The organism is Marinifilum sp. RC60d5 (assembly GCF_052400665.1).
GTDB lineage: Bacteria > Bacteroidota > Bacteroidia > Bacteroidales > Marinifilaceae > JBQTGK01.
Genome location: NZ_JBQTGK010000001.1, coordinates 242,423 through 262,053, shown reverse-complemented (window position 1 = coordinate 262,053; position 19,631 = coordinate 242,423). Strand labels below are relative to the sequence as shown.

At 33.3% G+C, this 19,631-nt stretch carries 17 protein-coding genes; 9 read left to right on the top strand and 8 right to left on the bottom strand.

Annotated features, from left to right (window positions below):
* Window positions 1-6: 6 nt before the first annotated feature.
* Both ACT3CE_RS01035 and recG read right to left on the bottom strand, forming a co-directional pair.
* Window positions 7-1,392, bottom strand: a complete 1,386-nt coding sequence (locus ACT3CE_RS01035; protein WP_444707908.1) for a hypothetical protein — start codon at window positions 1,390-1,392, stop codon at window positions 7-9.
* 132 nt (window positions 1,393-1,524) lie between these two features.
* Complete coding sequence (gene recG, locus ACT3CE_RS01030; RefSeq protein WP_444707907.1) at window positions 1,525-3,630, bottom strand: ATP-dependent DNA helicase RecG; 2,106 nt, start codon at window positions 3,628-3,630, stop codon at window positions 1,525-1,527.
* Between the two features lie 148 nt (window positions 3,631-3,778).
* On the opposite strand from recG, the gene ACT3CE_RS01025 reads away from it, so the two are divergent.
* The 3 genes from ACT3CE_RS01025 to ACT3CE_RS01015 all read left to right on the top strand — a co-directional run bounded on the left by ACT3CE_RS01025 (window position 3,779) and on the right by ACT3CE_RS01015 (window position 5,423).
* A complete protein-coding gene (locus ACT3CE_RS01025; protein ID WP_444707906.1) occupies window positions 3,779-4,513 on the top strand; it encodes a hypothetical protein in 735 nt (244 codons plus the stop codon).
* A gap of 69 nt (window positions 4,514-4,582) precedes the next feature.
* On the top strand, window positions 4,583-5,143 hold the full coding sequence (locus ACT3CE_RS01020; RefSeq protein ID WP_444707905.1) for a cob(I)yrinic acid a,c-diamide adenosyltransferase: 561 nt from the start codon (window positions 4,583-4,585) through the stop codon (window positions 5,141-5,143).
* 58 nt (window positions 5,144-5,201) lie between these two features.
* Window positions 5,202-5,423 carry a DUF2795 domain-containing protein gene (locus ACT3CE_RS01015; protein ID WP_127344445.1) on the top strand — a complete coding sequence of 74 codons (222 nt, stop codon included), beginning with the start codon at window positions 5,202-5,204 and terminating at the stop codon, window positions 5,421-5,423.
* 76 nt (window positions 5,424-5,499) lie between these two features.
* Here ACT3CE_RS01015 and ACT3CE_RS01010 read toward each other — a convergent pair whose 3' ends face one another.
* The 6 genes from ACT3CE_RS01010 to ACT3CE_RS00985 form a co-directional block, all read right to left on the bottom strand.
* Window positions 5,500-7,059, bottom strand: coding sequence for an OstA-like protein (locus ACT3CE_RS01010; protein ID WP_444707904.1), 1,560 nt, complete (start codon window positions 7,057-7,059; stop codon window positions 5,500-5,502).
* A gap of 6 nt (window positions 7,060-7,065) precedes the next feature.
* Entirely contained in the window at window positions 7,066-8,031 is a 966-nt protein-coding gene (locus ACT3CE_RS01005; protein ID WP_444707903.1) for an AAA family ATPase, read from the bottom strand.
* Between the two features lie 80 nt (window positions 8,032-8,111).
* A complete protein-coding gene (locus ACT3CE_RS01000; RefSeq protein ID WP_444707902.1) occupies window positions 8,112-9,464 on the bottom strand; it encodes a peptidylprolyl isomerase in 1,353 nt (450 codons plus the stop codon).
* Between the two features lie 10 nt (window positions 9,465-9,474).
* Window positions 9,475-10,314: a hypothetical protein gene (locus ACT3CE_RS00995; RefSeq protein WP_444707901.1), complete on the bottom strand. Its 840-nt coding sequence runs from the start codon at window positions 10,312-10,314 to the stop codon at window positions 9,475-9,477.
* Entirely contained in the window at window positions 10,307-11,956 is a 1,650-nt protein-coding gene (locus ACT3CE_RS00990; protein ID WP_444707900.1) for a peptidylprolyl isomerase, read from the bottom strand. Before ACT3CE_RS00990 ends, ACT3CE_RS00995 begins: the two co-directional genes overlap by 8 nt.
* An 88-nt stretch (window positions 11,957-12,044) precedes the next feature.
* A complete protein-coding gene (locus tag ACT3CE_RS00985) occupies window positions 12,045-12,206 on the bottom strand; it encodes a hypothetical protein (RefSeq protein ID WP_320118569.1) in 162 nt (53 codons plus the stop codon).
* A 177-nt stretch (window positions 12,207-12,383) separates the two neighbouring features.
* Between ACT3CE_RS00985 and ACT3CE_RS00980 the strand changes: the two genes are divergently transcribed.
* The 6 genes from ACT3CE_RS00980 to ACT3CE_RS00955 all read left to right on the top strand — a co-directional run bounded on the left by ACT3CE_RS00980 (window position 12,384) and on the right by ACT3CE_RS00955 (window position 19,578).
* Complete coding sequence (locus ACT3CE_RS00980; RefSeq protein ID WP_444707899.1) at window positions 12,384-14,288, top strand: RecQ family ATP-dependent DNA helicase; 1,905 nt, start codon at window positions 12,384-12,386, stop codon at window positions 14,286-14,288.
* A gap of 220 nt (window positions 14,289-14,508) precedes the next feature.
* Window positions 14,509-15,135 carry a DUF5063 domain-containing protein gene (locus ACT3CE_RS00975; RefSeq protein ID WP_444707898.1) on the top strand — a complete coding sequence of 209 codons (627 nt, stop codon included), beginning with the start codon at window positions 14,509-14,511 and terminating at the stop codon, window positions 15,133-15,135.
* A 41-nt stretch (window positions 15,136-15,176) separates the two neighbouring features.
* Complete coding sequence (locus ACT3CE_RS00970; RefSeq protein WP_444707897.1) at window positions 15,177-15,767, top strand: 3'-5' exonuclease; 591 nt, start codon at window positions 15,177-15,179, stop codon at window positions 15,765-15,767.
* 101 nt (window positions 15,768-15,868) lie between these two features.
* Complete coding sequence (locus ACT3CE_RS00965) at window positions 15,869-17,056, top strand: class I SAM-dependent rRNA methyltransferase (RefSeq protein ID WP_444707896.1); 1,188 nt, start codon at window positions 15,869-15,871, stop codon at window positions 17,054-17,056.
* Window positions 17,057-17,134: 78 nt separating this feature from the next.
* Window positions 17,135-18,355, top strand: a complete 1,221-nt coding sequence (locus ACT3CE_RS00960; RefSeq protein WP_444707895.1) for a DEAD/DEAH box helicase — start codon at window positions 17,135-17,137, stop codon at window positions 18,353-18,355.
* 20 nt (window positions 18,356-18,375) lie between these two features.
* A complete protein-coding gene (locus tag ACT3CE_RS00955; RefSeq protein ID WP_444707894.1) occupies window positions 18,376-19,578 on the top strand; it encodes a protoporphyrinogen/coproporphyrinogen oxidase in 1,203 nt (400 codons plus the stop codon).
* Window positions 19,579-19,631: the final 53 nt, after the last annotated feature.

Here is a 19,631-nt window from a genome sequence, read left to right as displayed (position 1 = left end):
TAATATTTAAAATTCGAATCTTAATGCGATATAAGGCATAACCGAATTATCAGCTTTGTATTCTCCGGACTCTTGTTTACTCCAGGTCCATCGGTAATCGATACCTGTAGCTACAATTGGACTTATTTTATAGGCAAAACGCATTAAAGCCAGAGAATTTTCATCAAATTCAAAAGCATCACTAAAACCAACTAAATTTCCTTTTGTATAGTATCCTTCAATAATAATTTTATCGAATAAATCTTTAGTACGAAGGTTTAATTGCATACTTGCCGGAGTTTCTTCACTTACATTATCGGGTAATAGTAAATTACCACCAACCAATATTTTATCCATTAGCGAAGCGGTTAATGAGCCATATATACCTTGTTTGTTTTTTGCATTTCCTAAAGCCAGTATTTTTGCATCCTTATTAATTTCGTAATGAGCATCGAAAAATTGAGGTAAATAATTATCGGTATACCAAAGTCTTTCAATTCGGGAGTTTAAACGGAAAAAATTGCCTACTACATTCATATTGGCATTTAATCCCAGTCCCATTCCTTTTCCTTCTCCATAGCCTTGAGTTGGAGGAACTGCCTGGTGAAATAATGCAAGGGAATCAGATTTTATTTTGGCCAATTTGCTTAAATGAGCATATCCGGTAAGATTAATAAAACTAGAGTTGATAAGTGTTATTCCCATATCAAAGCCGTAGGCATTAACACCATCAGAAAGAAACTCGTTTTTGCCCGTATTATCACCAAAACGATCGGTGTGATCTTTGTCGGTAATATAAGTAAAACCAAAATCGAGTGTTTTAATAACAGGAATATCGCTGCTTCCAAATGGACGAACGTAAGGACGAATGGCAAAAAGGTTGAATGATTCGGTATTAAAATCGCTATACAAACCTTCAATACCAATTACTTTCTTAATTCTGATATCGTAGCTTAAGCCTACTTTACGTTTTTCGAAGCTGACTGTGTTATTGTAGTTATTCAGCAAGCTTCCATATCCAATACTTTCACCTCTTAGTTGTCCCATTTTTAGATAAACAGGATCTTGCTTTTTACGACCATAACGAACATAGCTAATTAAACGAAGCACACCAGATCCACTTTTAAGTTCGTCGCTATAAAATTTTCCTGTTTCCAAATTAAAATAAACAGGAATATCAAAACCAACTCCTACTTTTCCAAGGTTTAGCTCTGGTTGAAAACGGGCACCAGCATAATTTTCTCCACCAATTCGGGCAAAAGCAAAGGCTCCCGTAAATAAGCTAATTGAATCGGGAGCGCTTAGATTTTCGAAGGAGTTGTCGAAGTTGTAAAATACATTATCTTCTTGTGCATAAATAGGTCCTTTATAAAGGAATAAACACAATAAAGTTAGTAGTAGTGTTCGTTTCATAATATCTTATAAGTTATTTGTTTATACCAAATTTAGGGATGTATTATCCCTGTTTAAAGTGTAAAGATATGCTTAAAATTTAAATAAGACCTAATTTATTATGTATGCATTTGCTTGGGAGAAAAATCAAACTTAACTGATAACACTCCAGTTAATTTTCGTTTTACTCAATCTTTTTACTTGTTTGGCTAGGGTAAAATTAGATTCTTTTTCCAGTAAAGGGTCATCGTCAAGAATTTCCTGAGCTATGTCTCGCGCATACTGTAAAAGTTGTCCGTCTTTTCCCAGATGAGCAATTTTAAGATCGTAGGAAATACCACTTTGCTGGGTTCCTTCAATATCTCCGGGGCCGCGAAGTTTCATGTCTACTTCGGCAATTTCGAAGCCATCGTTGGTTCGAACCATGGTTTCGATTCTTTTTCGCGATTCATTCGAGATTTTGTATGACGACATTAATATGCAATAAGATTGTTCGGCTCCACGGCCAACGCGACCTCGTAGCTGATGCAATTGCGATAATCCGAATCGTTCGGTACTTTCTATTACCATTACTGATGCATTGGGAACATTAACACCTACTTCGATAACTGTGGTGGCAACCATTATTTTTGTTTCTCCCTGTGCAAATTTTTGCATTTCGGCTTCTTTTTCGGCAGCTTTCATTTTTCCATGAACCATGCTTATGCCATATTTTTCTGGAGGAAAAAATTGGGATACGCTCTCGTAACCTTCTTCAAGGTTTTTGAAGTCCATTTTTTCCGATTCTTTAATCATCGGATAAACCATATAGATTTGTCGCCCCAGATCGATTTGTTTTTTCATGAAATCGTAAACTTGCTTGCGGCGTTTTTCAAAATAGTGGACCGTTTGTATGGGTTTTCTTCCAGGAGGTAACTCATCAATTACAGAAACTTCTAAATCGCCATAAAGAGTCATTGCCAGAGTTCTTGGAATGGGTGTTGCTGTCATAACCAGAACGTGAGGAGGAACATTATTTTTTTTCCATAAGCGTGCGCGTTGAGCAACTCCAAAGCGGTGTTGTTCATCGATAATTACCAGCCCCAGATTCTTAAATTGAACAACGTCTTCGAGAAGTGCATGTGTACCAATTAATATTTGTAGTTCTCCGCTTTTTAAATCTTCATGAATTTTTCGCCTGTCTTTAACTTTAGTCGAACCGGTTAGTAGAGCCACATTCACATTCATGCCTTCTAGAAATTCACTTATACTTTCTAAATGCTGATTGGCAAGAATTTCGGTAGGGGCCATCATACAAGCCTGACAGCCGTTGTCTAAAGCCATAAGCATACACATTAATCCTACCATTGTTTTTCCACTTCCCACATCTCCTTGTAGTAATCTGTTCATTTGTCTTCCTGAACCTACATCTTTCCTTATTTCTTTAACAACTCTTTTCTGAGCATTGGTAAGTTCAAAAGGTAAATTATTTTTATAGAACTGGTTAAAATAATCGCCTATGCTAGCAAATAAATGCCCTTTGTAAAGCACTTTTCGCTTCATTTTCATTTTTAGAATGTTAAGTTGTATGTAAAACAACTCTTCAAACTTAAGTCTGTATTGTGCTTTTTTTAGTGTTTCGGCATTTTTAGGAAAATGAATGTGTAAAAGTGCCTCGTGAAGATTTATTAATCCTAATTTTTTTATTAGTGGAGCAGGTAAAGTTTCAGGTATTTTTCCATTTACCGATCTTAATGCATTTTCCTGTAATTTTTGAATGGCTTTCGAATTCAGGAAACTATTTTTCATCTTTTCAGATGTTAAATAAAAAGCCTGCAGTGAAGCATTTATTTTCCCTTTTTTATTTTCAGCCTCTTCTAGTTCGGGATGCACAACATTTACCTTTCGGTTGAACTCCGAAGGTTTGCCAAATACAATGTACTCTGTGTTTGGCTTTAAGTTATTTTTAATGTATTTGATTCCTTTAAACCATACCAATTCCATTATACCATTTCCATCGGTAAAGTAGGCAACCAAACGTTGTTGGCGCTTTTCTCCAATTACTTCAATATTGGTAATCTGACCTTTTACCTGAATGTATGGTAGTTTGGAATGTATTTCGTTGACCTGATAAAATTTGGTTCTGTCGATATACTTGTAGGGAAAATAGTAAAGTAAATCTTCGTAACTATATATTGAAAGTTCCTGGTTTAAAATGGTGGCTTTTTTTGGGCCAACACCAGCTAAAAATTTTATATCGAGTCCTGCTAATTCTGACATTGTTGATCGTACTTATTCTGGATATTTACATGAAATCATAGAAGCTGTTTGTGTCTTGTGATTTGATGAAGTTCAAATTTACAATTAAATTCGCCAAATATACCTATACACTAATATGAGTCGTATTCAATATCAATTAAAAAAGAGAATGCATCGTTTAAAAGCCTATCGAAGAAAAGGTTTTGGGATTCATTCTCCCTATACTTTTTATCTGGTAACAAATGTTATAGAGGCGAAATTGCATTATTATGCTTTTGCAAAATTAAAAAATCAGCGAAAAGCAGCAATAAAATTGATGAAAGCATTAGTTAAAAAACAAGATACAGATTCTACAATTAAAAGTACTTTACAGCAAGAACTAAAAAGGCTTAGCTCAGGAGAATCTGTGGATCGGTTGATTTTTAGACTTTTAAATTTTAGTAAGGCAAAATTTCCAATGTATATTGGCAGAGATATTGCATATACTGCTGCGTATATGGCTATGGTTGATTCTAGAAACAAAATTAAGAAAGTAGAAACTTATTCTCAGCTCGAAAATATTGCTGATGAAATAGTTTGGAATTCTTTAAAAATAAATAATGTTTTAAAGGGTTCGATAAATCGATTTTCAGTCGCAAAAGAAAAATCTGATTTTGTTGTGGTTTCTGATACCTGCTCGGCAAAAGACCTGGAATATTTATTGGAAAATTATAAGAATATTTTAACAGAAAGCTGTTTTTTGATTGTTCTTAATATGTATAAAACCGAAAGTATGGAGAAGGTTTGGTTGCAATTAAAAGAAAAACAAATGTTTAGGATTAGTTTGGATTTGTTTCATGTTGGAGTTTTAATTAGCAGGAAGGGCATGCAGAAACAAAATTACAAACGAAAATACAGGTTTTAATTTATTGCTAGTTGACATTAAATTTTATCTTTGTTATAGATGAAGTAATTTGCAAAAAGTATTTAAACAATGGATAAATTTAAAGTATACACAAAGACTGGAGATAAAGGCACTACCGGTTTAATTGGAGGAACAAGAGTACCAAAATATCATTTACGCCTTGAGGCTTATGGCACTGTTGATGAGTTAAATTCTTACATAGGAATAATTAGGTCGCACAAAATTGAAGAAAAAACAATAGAAGTATTAAATAGTATTCAGAATAAATTGTTTTTAATTGGTTCAAGACTTGCGACAGATGATAGTAAGTCTGATTTAAAAAGTAAACTTAATCTTAATGAAGAAGATATCTTGTTGCTGGAATCGGAAATGGACAGAATGGATGAAGACTTACCTGTACTAAATAATTTTGTATTGCCTGGAGGTAGTCAACTTAATGGTTTTTGTCATATTGCCAGAACCGTTTGTAGAAGAGCCGAGCGCCGAGCAAACCAATTATCGGAAGAGATTGACATAAATCCTTTGTTGTTAAAGTATTTAAATCGTCTGTCGGATTACTTATTTGTCTTGTCTCGCAAGGTTTTACTGGATGTTGGAGCTGCTGAAATTAAATGGGAGCCCGACTTGTAAATTCGGAAAAAAAAATTAAATTCGCAGAATAAAGGAACCTAAAAAATATTTTGAACTTATGTACTGGACACTAGAATTAGCTACAAAACTTGAAGATGCGCCATGGCCGGCTAGCAAAGATGAGTTGATCGATTTTGCAATTCGCTCGGGTGCGCCCTTAGAGGTGATCGAGAATTTGCAGGAGATTGAAGAAGAAGGGGAGGTTTTCGAAAGTATTGAAGATATTTGGCCTGATTATCCTAGCAAAGGAGATTTTTTATTCAACGAAGATGAATATTAAAAATAAAAAATGGGGTTTTATTTTAAAACCCCATTTTTATGTTTTTATGCGACTTGTTTATTTAAATCAGTTGGTTTTAATCTTGTAAAATTGTTTGCGATGTTTGTGGTGGAATCTCTTTCCAAATAAAAATATCATTTTTAGATTTTGGTTGAGTTCCTTCATACCATCTAAAATTTTTCAGAAACAACATTTCTTTTTCTACTTCGAATAAAGGATACATATTTCCATCTGGTTTCTTGATGAAAATAATTTGATCGATTTTGTTTTCTTTAATCAAAATCGTAATGTTGCTACTCTTTGCCAGGTTCATACCTAGTAGTATTCCCTTATCTTTGGGGTAGTAAAGAGTTTCTCCATTTCCATCGATATCCAACTTATATATTTTGTTATCCCTAACATGTCCAAGCATGTTTTTTCCCTTAATCTGATTATAAAAAACACTATCTTCTTTGGCTGTAAGGTAAGATGATCCACGAAAGTGAAGGTACCTAATTTTTTTGTTTTTAGTTTGAATACCAATTGTGTCGGCTACCATTTGATTGCCTTGTGCCCAAAGAATTGGATCTTTAAATAAGCGAATGGTAGAATCCTGCATGCTATAGGCCAAGGAATCGCATTTTCCTTGTAAATCGGGTCTGTAGAATTTAACATGGTGAAATGCTTTAATTAACTTAAAATCTGCAGTATCTTTCGATATGGTAAGTGTGTCGGCATGTAAAAACAGAGAATCTTTTTCGGCAACCTGAATAAACACTGCCGAATCGGTCATTAAGGCTTCTTCGCTACTTTTAAAAGTTTCTAAAAAATGACCTTTCAATATCATGTTGTTTACTGTATCTTGTAACTCTACATTGTTAAATACTTTTGCCGATTCGTTATTTTTATCGAGATAAATGCTATCGCCTTTTATTTGATAGGCTTTACTTTTTAGACTTGTATTTTTAAAAAATTGAGAAATACCCGTTTGGGTGTTGTACCAGCCATCTTCGGAGTATAGAGTTTCTTTTTCGCTTTTTATGCTTGTTGGGCCAAGAATAAATGCAGTTTTACTAATGGTGTTATACTCTAAAGTGTCGGAGTATAATATATAGTCGTTGCTGTGAACTTCTACACTATCTTTAAAAAATAATAAGTCTTGTCGGGTAAAATATTTTCCAATTTTACTTGTAAGCGTGTTAGAGGTATCAACAATTTTACCATTATTAAAATAGTAGCCAACACTTTGGTTCATATCAAAATCTAAAAACTCGGTAGTAATGGTAACCGATTTATTTTTCAATTTTACATTATTTCTCATTTCGGCAAGTTTTGTATTGCCGTTGTATTTTAGGCAATCGCCATAAATATGAACCGTATCCGCATTAATAATATGAACCTTACCAAAAGCTTCAATTCTATTTTCTGTATCGTATTGGTTCACACTATCGCAATACATTTTTATATTGTCATGTGTAATATAAACATTACCCCAAAATATATTTACCGGAGGATTTGTGTTTCGGTGTGATACCAGTTCATCAGAATTTTGAATTTCAACTTTGGCAGTTTTTTGAGCATTAGCTGAGAAACTGAATAAACCGATCAATCCGCTTAGGATGAAAAATACTATGTGTTGTTTTGCTAGGCTAAGCATTCGCTTTTACTTTAATAATTCTTTAATGATGTCTTCAATACTTATTCCTTTGGCTTCTGCCTTGTAATTTTTCATGATTCTGTGTCTTAATATCGAAACAGCCACTTCTTTTACATCTTCAATATCAGGAGAATATTTTCCTGATAATAAAGCATGAGCTTTGGCTCCAATTACCAAATATTGAGATGCTCTTGGTCCAGCTCCCCAATTAATGTATTCGTTAGCCATTGGATGAGAATACTCGGTATTTGGTCTTGTTTTGGCCGACAAATTTACGGCATATTCCAATACGTTTTTATTTATTGGAACTTTTTGTATTAATTTTTGATAATAAGAGATCTTCTCACTCGAAATTATCTTACTCAAAGCAATTTCTTTGCCAGAAGTTGTGTTTTCAACAATCGTTAATTCGTCTTCGGGTTTTGGGTAGTCTAAATAAATACTAAACATGAAACGGTCTAACTGTGCCTCGGGTAAGGGATAGGTACCTTCTTGTTCGATTGGATTTTGGGTTGCCAAAACGAAGAATGGTTTTTCTATCTGATAGTTTTTTCCACTTACAGTAACTGTTTTTTCCTGCATTGCTTCCAGTAATGCCGATTGGGTTTTAGGGGGAGTACGATTTATTTCATCGGCTAAAATAATATTGGCAAACAATGGACCTTTAATAAAGTTAAATTTCCGTTCATTGTTTAATATTTCGGTTCCAATAATATCCGAAGGCATTAAATCGGGTGTAAATTGAATTCTCTGATAATTTAAATCTAAAACCTGAGCAATGGTATTAACAAGAAGGGTTTTGGCCAAACCAGGAACGCCAACAAGTAAACAATGACCATTGCTGAATATTGAAATAAGAACCTTTTTAATAATATCATCTTGTCCGTATATTTTTTTACCGACTTCCGACATTAATTTTTGATAATCTTCATATAACGAATTAGCAGCTTCTACTTCAGTTTTAAAATTCATAAGGATTTCAATTTAGTAATTCCCTGTAAAAAAATCAGACACAGCATTGGGCTGTGTCTGAATGTTAAATTATCATTCGTTTATTTTTGCCAACCCTTGAAACGAAAATTCGCATTTTTATAGGAATCGTCGATGTGAACATAGGTGTTGATTTGCTTCTCTTTAATCCATTTATCGAGAACGCTTTGTTGTTTTTTCTGCGATAACATATTCTCAAACTGACTCCAGTCATCCGATAGGTTAGCGGTATGAGCTTTGGTCTCCGATTTAATCTTAATTATTTTATAAGAATCTTTTCCGCCTGAAACATCGAGAAAAGGAGCCGAAATTTCATTAATTTTAAGATGATTTACTTGCTGAGCAATCGCAGGAGGCAAATTGTCTTTTTGAAATTTAGAAGCTGCAGTATATGGATTTACTATTAAACCACCATTGTTACGTGTGTCCTTATCGTCAGAAAAATAAAATGCAGCTTCGTCAAATTGTAGTTTTTCTTTTCGAATTAAATCGGCAATACTATCTAGTCTCGATGTAGCTGCCTTTCTTTTTGCATCCTCAATTTTTGGTTTTAATAAAATATGACGAACATTAATTCTTTCTCCTTTTCGATCTATTAGTTGAATGATATGAAAACCATATTCTGTTTCAACAATTTTAGATACTTTATCGGTTTTTAAATTGAAGGCAACATTAGCAAATTCGGGTACTAAATTGGCTCTTGGGGTGTATCCTAATTCACCACCCTGACGAGCACTACCTGGATCTTCAGAATAAAGAACTGCTAAAGTAGAAAAGCTATCTCCATTAAGAACTCTTTCGCGATAACCTCTTAGTTTTTCACGGATTCGATCTTTTTCGTTATCCGAAATTTTTGGGTATTTTACAATTTGCTGAACTTCCAATTCGCCGGGAATTGTAGGAAGACTATCTTTATTCAGTTTGTTATAGAATTCACGAACTTCAGCAGGTGTTATGTGTATATCTTTTGTGATTTCGGCCTGCATTTTTTCTTTGATCCTTTCGTTTCGGGTATCGTCACGAAGATCATTCTTCATCTCAAGAATTGTTTTGTTAAAATATTGTTCCAATTTTTCTTTGGAGCCAATTTTTTGAACGTACATTTCCATTTTACGGCTTAGGTCATCCTCAACTTCTTGTTCTGTTACTTCAACACTATCAACTTGTGCCTGTGCGATCATTAATTTTTGGATAAGCAGGTCTTCGAAAATTTCTGTTTTTAAATCAACGCCACCAGAAGTGTAACCCTGAGCTTTTAAGCTTATAAAACGTTGTTCTACATCAGACTTAAGCACAACTTGATTACCAACTACGGCAATGATTTTATCTACAACGTTATCTTGAGCATTGGTAGTAATAATACCTACTAGTACCAAAGCTAAAACCGTGTAAACTTTTCTAAAAATGTTACGCATATTTTATGGTTTAATAAATTTTAAATTTGTTTTTTGATTCTGCATCCCGATAAATGTTTTCTTCGAGATTTTTAATAAACTCTATTTTTCTTCTATTTATTAATATTTTTTTAATGTCGTCTCTAACAAATGGCAATGGGGCTATATTGTTTTTAAATTCAACTGCTTTTATTTTTGCAAAATAATAATGAGTAGAATCTTCAGATTCAATATGTTTCACTCTTTTTAAAAGCTTGTCTTCATCTTTAAAATTAGTAGGAATTCGATTTAAAAACTCCTTTGCATTTATCCATTGCCCGCTAAAATTATCAAATTTTGTCGCATTCTGAAAACAGTAGTCTTCCAATTCATCTAAATCTTCTTCTTTTTCCGATTTATAAAGTTTCTGAATTCTTTTAAAATCGGGTACTGGTTTAGGTATCTTTATGAATAAGGCCTTTATAATGTTGCGGTTAAGAATAAAGTTTCCCGTAAATTTACGATAGTAGTTATCGATTTGAGCTTGGGTAACTATGGTATCTAATTTTTGTTCAATTAATTGTTGCTTGTATTTGTGAATAATTAAGGATGAGCGGTAATCTTCCACCATTCGGCTAACATCTTTATCTTTATCGCTTAAGTTTAATTCAGCTTTAGATATTATTAACTGTTTTTTTATCCATTGATGAATAAAATTATCTGCTATTAAAGTGCTGTCTTCTTTAGTACTATTGTTGGGTACTACCTCAGCAACTTCACTTGAGTAAAGAATTTTACTGTTGACTTTTGCAGCAGGCTTGTCATTGTTTTTATTTGTATTACATGCCAGGGTAAATAAAGCACACAATATTAGTAGTAAGTATTTATTCATTTTTGTTTTTTGCGATTTTATTAAATGTTGACTCATTAATCGAAATCGAGTACTTCTCTTTTAATTCATTCAGCCAATTTTGTTCCAGTTCTTTTTTAAAATCTGAAAGAATCTGATTTTTTGATTTTTCAAAATTAGTATTTACGCCGTATTTTATTCGATTTTGTTGATAATATTGCCTTAAATCTTGTTCGTTTTTCATGGGTTTATCCCATATTGTGTATTTGGTGATAAAATATACCAACACGCCGTCCTTATATTCTTGTAATAAAGATCTTAACTCAGGATACTTTTTTTCTAATTTATTTTTATGGTAGGCTAAGATACTATTGTTTGAAAAACTAAGGTACAATCTGTTGATGTATTCTTTAAAATTTTCATAAATATCTTTTGATGCTTGTTGGCTTAAGAAATCAGCGAATGCTTCCTGAGAATAAGAAATATCATTAATGTAAAATAAAGGTTCCTGTAATTCGGCATAGGCATAATCGAGAATAGAATAGAAGTTCGAGAGTAAGTTTATGTTTTCTTTGAAATTATATTGTTGTTTAAGTTTGTGTAAAAGTTGTTGATGAGATATTTTCGATCGATCTTCTTTGTAAAGTTGTTCTGTTAGTTCCTTTTTACAATCGTTAAAATTAGTATACTCTTTTTTATCAATAAGCTGAAGCAAATGATAGCCAAATTCTGTTTTAACAGGTAGGCTAATTTCATTTTTTCTTTGAAGATTAAATGCAGCTTTTTCAATTTTCTGATGGGTTTCATATAGCCCGAACCATGGTAGTTCACCACCGTATTTTTTAGAGTTTGTATCGTCGGAATATTTTGCAACCAATGTTTTGAAATCGGCGCCTTTTTGTAAAAGTAAATACAATGAATCTGCTTTTTCTTTAGCTTGTTTTTCGCTGGTGTAAGATTTAAATTCTAGCATAAGGTGCAAAACCTTAACTTTTCCAGGATTTTTAACTTTATCTAAGTTTTGAATTATATGATATCCATATTTGCTGCGTACAGGTTTCGAGAATTTTCCTGTTGCAGTTTTATATGTGGCTGTTTCGAATGGATAATCCATTTCAAAAACAGTGAAATAACCAGTTTTCCCATTATTTTTCTTAACCGAAAGATCATCGGAATATTGATCGGCAAGTTTAGAAAAGCGTTTGCCTTTTCTTAAGCTTTTGTAGATGTTCAGAGCTTTGTGATATGCTTTAAGAGTGTCATTTGGAGTTGCATGACCATCTATTTTAACTAAAATATGTCTGGCTTTTACAAAATATTTTATGCGTTCAAATGTTTCTTGCAATAATTGTTCGCTTACATTAGTTGGGTATAGATAGGAATTGTAAGCAATGTTCCTGTAGTTTTCAATTTCTTTACTTACTTCAGGAATTGTATCTATTTTATTATTTAATGCTGCTTGTACTTTTATTTTAAAGTTGATATATAATTGCAGCGCATCTTTTACGGAAAGAGCTTGCTTGTTTTTGCCACGAAGCTTATTGTTGTGATAAAGATTTATAAAGGTATCTGCCGAATAAGGGGTATCATTAATTGTGAAAAGGGTGTCTGCCTGACTTGTTTGCCCAAAAGTAGAGTTTGAGCAACATAAAAGAAAGAACAGATATAAAAGGCCTTTTCTCATTAATTAGTGTTTTTGTGTGTAAGCAATATGCTTAATAAATTAGTTCTGTTTTGTACGAGGAGTTTTACCGTTTTCTTTTTTTATATGTTTAAATATGATTAGGTAAAATAGATGTATTAAGAGAGACTAAATCTGAGAATTTTGTTTTTGAATTTATATTCTTCTCTATTCCATTATTATAAGCAGGAACTTGAAGAATTTCATCAGAAATTAAACCTTTAGAAATAATTTTACCAGATACAAATAACATTTTGCAATAAATTTAGGTTTAAATTGCATGCGAAATTACAAAAAAAATAGCGCAATAGAACTTAATTAAAAATCTAAAAATTGTTAATTAAGATATTCAATTTAAAAGTTACTATTTTTAATCTGATTTTCGTAAAATCAGATAATTAAAATTATCAAAACACTGTTAGCTAAAAGAATGGATCAATTCAATAAGGTTCTGGAAAAATATTGGGGGTTTACAGGCTTTCGACCTTTACAAGATGAAATTATAAAATCAGTTTCGGAAGGAAAGGATAGTTTAGGTTTAATGCCTACAGGAGGAGGGAAATCTCTTACTTTTCAGGTTCCGGTAATGGCAACCGACGGAATTTGTATTGTTGTATCGCCTTTGGTTGCATTAATGAAAGATCAGGTTCAAAATCTAAGAGAGAAAGGAATAAAAGCAGAGTTGTTGTATTCTGGTTTGTCTAAACATGAAATTCAGATTATTCTTGATAAATGCTTATTTGGGAATGTTAAATTCCTATATATATCACCCGAGCGTATTGGATCACAATTGTTTCGACAAAAAGTGGTGCAGATGAATGTTTGCCTTATAGCTGTTGATGAATCACATTGTATTTCGCAATGGGGCTACGATTTTCGTCCTTCTTATTTGAAAATTGTAGAATTAAGAGAATTGTTACCTGCAGTTCCGGTTTTAGCCTTAACAGCCACAGCAACACTTGATGTTGTAAATGATATTCAAGAGCGATTAAATTTTCCGCAAAAGAATGTGTTTCGAAAAAGTTTCGAGAGAGAGAATCTAATTTATCTGGTAAGGGAAACCGAGGATAAAAATAGATATTTGCTAAAAATACTTACAAAGCAAAAGGGGAGCTCGGTTGTGTATGTGCGAAGTAGAAAAAAATGTAAGGAGCTAACAGAGTTTTTGAAAACACATAGAATAAAAGCAGAGTTTTATCATGCCGGTTTAAAAAATGATGTGAAAGATTTTAGACAGGAGCGTTGGAAAAAAGGTGCTGTTCAGGTTATGGTGGCTACCAATGCTTTTGGAATGGGGATCGATAAACCTGATGTTAGAACCGTTGTTCATATGGATTTGCCGGATACCATAGAAGCCTATTTTCAGGAAGCAGGAAGAGCCGGAAGAGATGGCAAAAAGGCCTTTGCAGTTTTATTATATTCTAATCCGGATCGTGTTCAGTTACTAAAACGAATAAAAACAAATTTCCCGGAAAAGGAGTTTATAATTCGTGTTTATCAGGCTTTGGGTAATTTTTTGCAGGTGGCCGAAGGAGCTGGGAAAGATGCAGTTTTTGATTTCGATTTAGGTTTGTTCTGTAAAAATTTTAAGTTTAATGTATTGCAAGCTTTTAATGCTTTAAAAATATTACAACGAGCTGGTTATTTAGAATTAACTGATGATTTAGAACATGAAACAAGGATTATTTTTGCAATACAGAGAGATGATTTGTATAAATTTCAGCTAGCAAATAAAGATTATGATGCATTTATAAAGTTATTATTGCGTTCTTATACAGGTTTGTTTGCTGATTATGTACCTGTTAATATTGATTTGCTGTCTAGCAGATCAAAAATTAAAAAAGAATCGATTATTCAGTATCTTAAAGAATTATCCCGATATAAAATCATAAAGTACATTCCTAGAAAAAAAACTCCTTTTCTTATTCTTACACAAGAACGATTGCCAGTAAACTTTATTAAACTTGGCAAGGAAGTTTACGATAAGCGAAAAGAAAATATGGAATCTAAAATACAAGCAGTAATTCATTATGCTGAAAGTAAGAATATTTGCAGATCGAAATTTCTTTTGGAATATTTTGGTCAGAAAAAAGCCCCGGTGTGTGGTAAGTGCGACATATGTAAGGAAAAAGAGGATAAAGGATTAAGTAATCAAGAGTATGAATCAATTGCCGATGAAATTCGTACTTTACTGAAACAGGAAAGTTTAGCGGTCGATGATTTGGTAAAAGCTTTGTCGTATTCAGAAACTCGAATTTTAGAAGTTATCAGAATTTTAAAGGATAATGAAGTAATTAAAAGTAAAGACGGAAATCAAATAATTTGGATAAACTAAGACGGAAATAGGAGGAGGATTATTTGCCCATTCTAGCTAAATCGATAAGTGCTGCCCTATATTCATAAAATCTTTCTATTTTTGCAATGTTCTACCAATTAAAGGTCTTAGTTAGCATATTTTAAAAGCTACTTTATTTTTAATTAAACAATTTAATATTTCGTTGTATTGCTAATCACATTACTTCAAAATTTTAATGATATTATAGGAAAATATAAAGATGGAAGATAATTTTGAACACATAGTATATTCTAAAAATGTTATTGAGTTTGTAACTGTTGCTAACGAATTTTGTTTGTTACTCGAAAATTCGGCTAAAACAGATAAGCTGGAGTTCGTAGAAACAGCTCAAAAATTATTACCCCTGTTGTATTTAAAGGCAAGTATGTTGCCAAAGAATGAATTGGAGTTAGAAGAAGAGGTCGAGAAATTTGTAACCGAAGCTGATTGGGAGTATATACATTCATCGGTAAAAACAAGAATGGGGGCTCACGATGAGTTTCTGGAAGTGTTCGAAGATGAGATGGAATATAGCGATACTCCTTTAATTTCTTCTATTTCAGAAAATTTTGCCGATATTTATCAGGATTTAAAAGATTTTATAACATCATATAAAATTGGAACTCTTGAAGTGATGAATGATTCACTTTGGGATTTAAACAATAATTTTTATCAGCTTTGGGGGCAAAAATTAGTGAATACCCTAAGGCCTATTCATAAGCTTATTGCTGATAAAGAAAGTTTAAAAGATGATGATAATATTTCTTCTTCAATTCACGAGAATATAGATTTAAGTGGATCAATTTTTTCTCAGCGTCAGAGAGAATGGGGAGAAGAGAATGAGTAGTTAAGAAGGATTGACAGATGTTTCAAGAAAAAGAGTATTAGATGTTGCCATTTCAAAAATCAATTACAAGCGAAGAAGCGAATAAAATGCCATTAAAGGCTTTCGAGGGTGAAATTATATTGGTCGATCAATATGAGGATATCAACGATGCCGTAAAATACCTAAAAGAGTATGATATATTGGGTTTCGATACAGAAACCCGACCGTCTTTTAAAAAAGGTAAAGTTAACGATGTTGCATTACTTCAATTGGCAGCAAATTCGAAAACTTTTCTTTTTAGAATCAATAAAATAGGTCTGCCTTCGCAGTTAACCGAACTTTTAAACGATCCTAATATCATGAAAGTTGGTGCAGCAATTAAAGACGATATCAGAGGCTTACAAAAGCTTACAGATTTTGATGCCAATGGATTTCTTGAGTTGCAGGATTATGTGTCTAATTTTGGAATTGAGAGTTTCTCTCTGAAAAAATTATCGGCCATAGTATTGGATTTTAGAATTTCTAAACGCCAGCAGGTATCAAATTGGGAAGCGGCCGAATTAAGTCCCGGACAATTAAGATATGCAGCAACCGATGCCTGGGTTTCTTTAAAGATTTTTGAAAAGCTTAAAGCTTCAAAAATCGAAGAGTAAAAGCAAAATTGCAGTTCACTTTATAAAAGTTGGAATAATCAACCAATGGGAATTAAATCTTCTTTGTAATTCCTAAATATCAGTATAAAACAGATTATTAAATGATAAATTATCCTAAAGTACACCTAAAAAAAGGGAAGGAACATTCCATTAAACGTTTTCACCCTTGGATTTTTTCAGGTGCCGTAAGTAGAGTTGATGAAGGAATGCAGGAAGGCGATCTGGTTGCAGTTTACGATGCACAAGGAGTGTTTTTAGCGGTGGGGCACATCTCTATTGGATCGATAGTGGTTAGAATTTTGTCATTTGAAGAGAGAGAAATTGACCTAGATTTTTGGATAGAGAAAATTAGTTCGGCTTGTAAATTGCGAAAAGCAATTGACCTATATGGTAATAAGGACAATAATGTATTCAGACTTGTTCATGGAGAGGGGGATGGATTACCCGGATTAATTATTGATTTTTATGCAGGAACTGCTGTTATGCAGTGTCATTCTGTAGGAATGTATTTGCATAGAGAAGAAATTACCGAAGCATTACAAAAAATACTAGGCAACGACTTAAAAGCTGTTTTCGACAAATCGGAAGGCACCATTCCTTTTAAATCGGGTATCGAACCTAAAAATGGATATTTGTTTGGAGAAACAGAATCGTTCATAGCTGTAGAGAATGGTTTAAAATTCAATGTAGATTGGTTAAAAGGTCAAAAAACAGGATTTTTTATCGATCAAAGAGAAAATAGAAGTTTACTGGAACATTATTCAAAAGGCCGTTCGGTTTTAAATATGTTTTGTTATACAGGTGGATTTTCTTTTTATGCAATGCGTGGTGGTGCTAAATTAGTGCACTCCGTTGATAGTTCGGCACGTGCAATAAGCATAACAAACGAAAATGTGGAATTAAATTTTCCAGGAGATAAACGCCACGAAGCTTACGCCGAAGATGCATTCAAATTTATGGATGAATCCTCGCAGAAATATGATTTAATAGTTCTGGATCCACCAGCATTTGCAAAACATAAAAAAGTTTTGGATAATGCTTTAAAAGGTTATAAGAGATTAAACTTTAAAGGGTTTCAGCAGATTAAACCAGGAGGTATTTTGTTTACTTTTTCATGTTCGCAAGCAGTAAGTAAAGAAGATTTTCGAAAAACAGTTTTTGTAGCTGCAGCCAATGCAGGTAGAACTGTACGTATTCTTCATCAGTTAACTCAACCGGCCGATCATCCGGTAAATATATTTCATCCCGAAGGAGAATATCTTAAGGGATTAGTATTGTATGTTGAATAGGTACTTTTTTTGTACCTTTCAGTTTTACTAAAATAGAGGGATTTGTATCTCTAATATTAATATTTAAATCGAAACTAGTTGAAATTTTCTGAATTTGATTTTTCTCCTGAAGTAATGGATGGTTTAGAAGCTATGGGCTTTGAAACACCATCGCCAGTTCAGGAATTATCCATTCCTAAGATCATAGAAGATAAAGATATGATCGTTTGTGCTCAAACAGGAACCGGAAAAACTGCCGCTTATTTATTGCCCATAATGGACAAAATTCAAAAAAATAAAATTGATGGATTTAGTACGTTAATACTTGTGCCAACACGAGAATTAGCTATGCAAATAGATCAGCAGATGGAAGGTTTTGGATACTTCGTTTCCATTACATCGCTTTCGGTATACGGAGGTGGCGATTCATCAGTTTGGGATCAACAGAAAAAAGGCTTGATGGAAGGTGCCGATGTGGTAATTGCTACTCCAGGAAGAATGATTTCGCATTTAAATTTAGGATATGTAGATACCAGCAAGCTAAAACACTTGATTTTAGATGAGGCCGATCGTATGCTTGACATGGGATTTTTTGAGGACTTGATGCAAATTGTGAGCCATTTGCCCAAAGAACGCCAAAACTTAATGTTTTCAGCAACAATGCCTCCAAAAATTAGAGAGCTGGCAGAAGAAATTCTGGATGAGCCTGAAAGCATAAATATTGCAATTTCGAAACCCGCAGAAGGAGTTCTGCAAGCTGCGTATATGCTGTATCCGGAACAGAAAATTCCTTTAATTTCGAATCTTTTAAAGGGAAAAGATCTAAAGAGTGTTATCATTTTTTCATCTACTAAAGTAAATGTAAAGGCGATAACCAAAGATCTAAAAAAGCAAAAGTTTAAAGCTGCAGGAATACAATCCGATTTGGACCAAAAAGATAGAGAAGAGGTATTGCGCGAATTTAAAAACAGAAAACATCAGATACTTGTGGCAACAGATATTATTGCCAGGGGAATTGATATTGATTCTATTGATTTGGTAATTAACTTTGATGTCCCGAATGATGCTGAAGACTATGTACATAGAGTAGGTAGAACTGCAAGAGCAGAGTCGGAAGGTGTTGCTTTAACATTTATTACTCAGAAAGATCAAAACGATTTTAAGAAGATTGAAGATTTGATTGAATCGGAAGTCTATAAAATTCCAGTTCCTGCTGAATTGGGTGAAGCTCCTGAGTACAAACCAAAAACTTACTCAAAATCAAAACCCAAAGGAAAAAGAAAGTTCTTCAAAAAGAGAAGATCCAATATAAAAAAATAAGAAGCCTAAACTAAACAAGTATGACCCAAGCTGAATCTTACGACATGATTGTTGTGGGCGCAGGCATAAGCGGATTAAGCCTTGCCTACCAAGTTGCCCAATCGGGTAAAAAAGTTCTTGTTTTGGAAGCCGAAAACCGAATAGGTGGTTGCCTGAACACTCATTATCATGACAAGAATGATTTCTGGGTAGAAATGGGAGCTCATACTTTTTATGCCACTTATACCAATTTGATTCACCTGATTCAACAATTAGGCTTGGAAAAAGATATTGTTGCTCGCGAGAAAGTAGGCATGAAAGTGTTTACCGACAAGCATGAGAAAATCATGTCGAAAGTAAATAAGTTTGAATTGTTATGTTCCGGACCTAATCTTTTTTTCTCGAAACGCGATGGCAAAACTGTTAAAGAATATTTTGGGAAAATTGTAGGAAAGAAGAATTACGAGAAAGTTTTTAATAGAATGTTCAGTGCCGTTATTGTGCAGAAAGCCGATAATTTTTCTGCCGAATTCTTTCTAAAAAAGAGAAAAACCAAGAGCAAGGAACATCCGAAAAGTTTTGTGTTGAAACAAGGAATGCAAAGTTTTATGCAAGCTTTGACTCAATCGGAAAACCTTACACTTTATTATGGACAAAGAGTAACGAGTGTTCAAAAATCAGATGAGTTTTTTGTAAAAACCGAAGACGGGAATGAATATCGAACAAAAGATATTGCATTTGCTGCTGCTCCTTCTGTTGCAGGTGAAATACTTAGCAGTGTGAGTCCAAATCTATCGACTTATTTAAAAGAATATCAGACAAAAAATATTACTTCAAGAACTGTTGTGCTGTCTAAAGAGCAAGTCACATTCGATCCTGTTTCGTTTGTTATTCCTTTGCAGGGAGCTTGTTTGGCAATGGTTACTCGTGATGTGATATCACATCATGAATCGCGAGGTTTTTCATTTCATTTCGAAGAAGATCATAAATCTCAAAATGATCAGGAACAGTTCATGTCTGAATTATTAGGTGTAAAACCTGATGTTATTGGTGATACTAAAGAGGCTAAGCATCAATTGCCAGTATTGGAATTAGGACACAGAACCAGAATTGAAAAGATAAAACAGCTTGCAGAAAAGGATAATATTTATCTTACCGGAAATTACTTTAATGGTCTATCGCTTGAAGATTGTGTTGAGAGATCTACTCAGGAATTTAAACGATACCTTAAGAATAATAATTGATAAAACTTGGGGTTCTCACTTCAAGTGAGATTCCCAATTAATAGGATTGATTC

Bases quoted from the DNA above. Each gene is read 5' to 3' on its own strand.
- ACT3CE_RS00975 (WP_444707898.1), top strand. From the start codon at position 14,509: ATGGAAGATAATTTTGAACACATAGTATATTCTAAAAATGTTATTGAG.
- ACT3CE_RS00970 (WP_444707897.1), top strand. From the start codon at position 15,177: ATGTTGCCATTTCAAAAATCAATTACAAGCGAAGAAGCGAATAAAATG.
- ACT3CE_RS01010 (WP_444707904.1), bottom strand. From the start codon at position 7,059: ATGCTTAGCCTAGCAAAACAACACATAGTATTTTTCATCCTAAGCGGA.
- ACT3CE_RS01035 (WP_444707908.1), bottom strand. From the start codon at position 1,392: ATGAAACGAACACTACTACTAACTTTATTGTGTTTATTCCTTTATAAA.
- ACT3CE_RS01005 (WP_444707903.1), bottom strand. From the start codon at position 8,031: ATGAATTTTAAAACTGAAGTAGAAGCTGCTAATTCGTTATATGAAGAT.
- ACT3CE_RS00980 (WP_444707899.1), top strand. From the start codon at position 12,384: ATGGATCAATTCAATAAGGTTCTGGAAAAATATTGGGGGTTTACAGGC.
- ACT3CE_RS01000 (WP_444707902.1), bottom strand. From the start codon at position 9,464: ATGCGTAACATTTTTAGAAAAGTTTACACGGTTTTAGCTTTGGTACTA.
- ACT3CE_RS00965 (WP_444707896.1), top strand. From the start codon at position 15,869: ATGATAAATTATCCTAAAGTACACCTAAAAAAAGGGAAGGAACATTCC.
- ACT3CE_RS00985 (WP_320118569.1), bottom strand. From the start codon at position 12,206: ATGTTATTTGTATCTGGTAAAATTATTTCTAAAGGTTTAATTTCTGAT.
- ACT3CE_RS01025 (WP_444707906.1), top strand. From the start codon at position 3,779: ATGCATCGTTTAAAAGCCTATCGAAGAAAAGGTTTTGGGATTCATTCT.
- ACT3CE_RS00955 (WP_444707894.1), top strand. From the start codon at position 18,376: ATGACCCAAGCTGAATCTTACGACATGATTGTTGTGGGCGCAGGCATA.
- ACT3CE_RS01015 (WP_127344445.1), top strand. From the start codon at position 5,202: ATGTACTGGACACTAGAATTAGCTACAAAACTTGAAGATGCGCCATGG.
- ACT3CE_RS00995 (WP_444707901.1), bottom strand. From the start codon at position 10,314: ATGAATAAATACTTACTACTAATATTGTGTGCTTTATTTACCCTGGCA.
- recG (WP_444707907.1), bottom strand. From the start codon at position 3,630: ATGTCAGAATTAGCAGGACTCGATATAAAATTTTTAGCTGGTGTTGGC.
- ACT3CE_RS00990 (WP_444707900.1), bottom strand. From the start codon at position 11,956: ATGAGAAAAGGCCTTTTATATCTGTTCTTTCTTTTATGTTGCTCAAAC.
- ACT3CE_RS01020 (WP_444707905.1), top strand. From the start codon at position 4,583: ATGGATAAATTTAAAGTATACACAAAGACTGGAGATAAAGGCACTACC.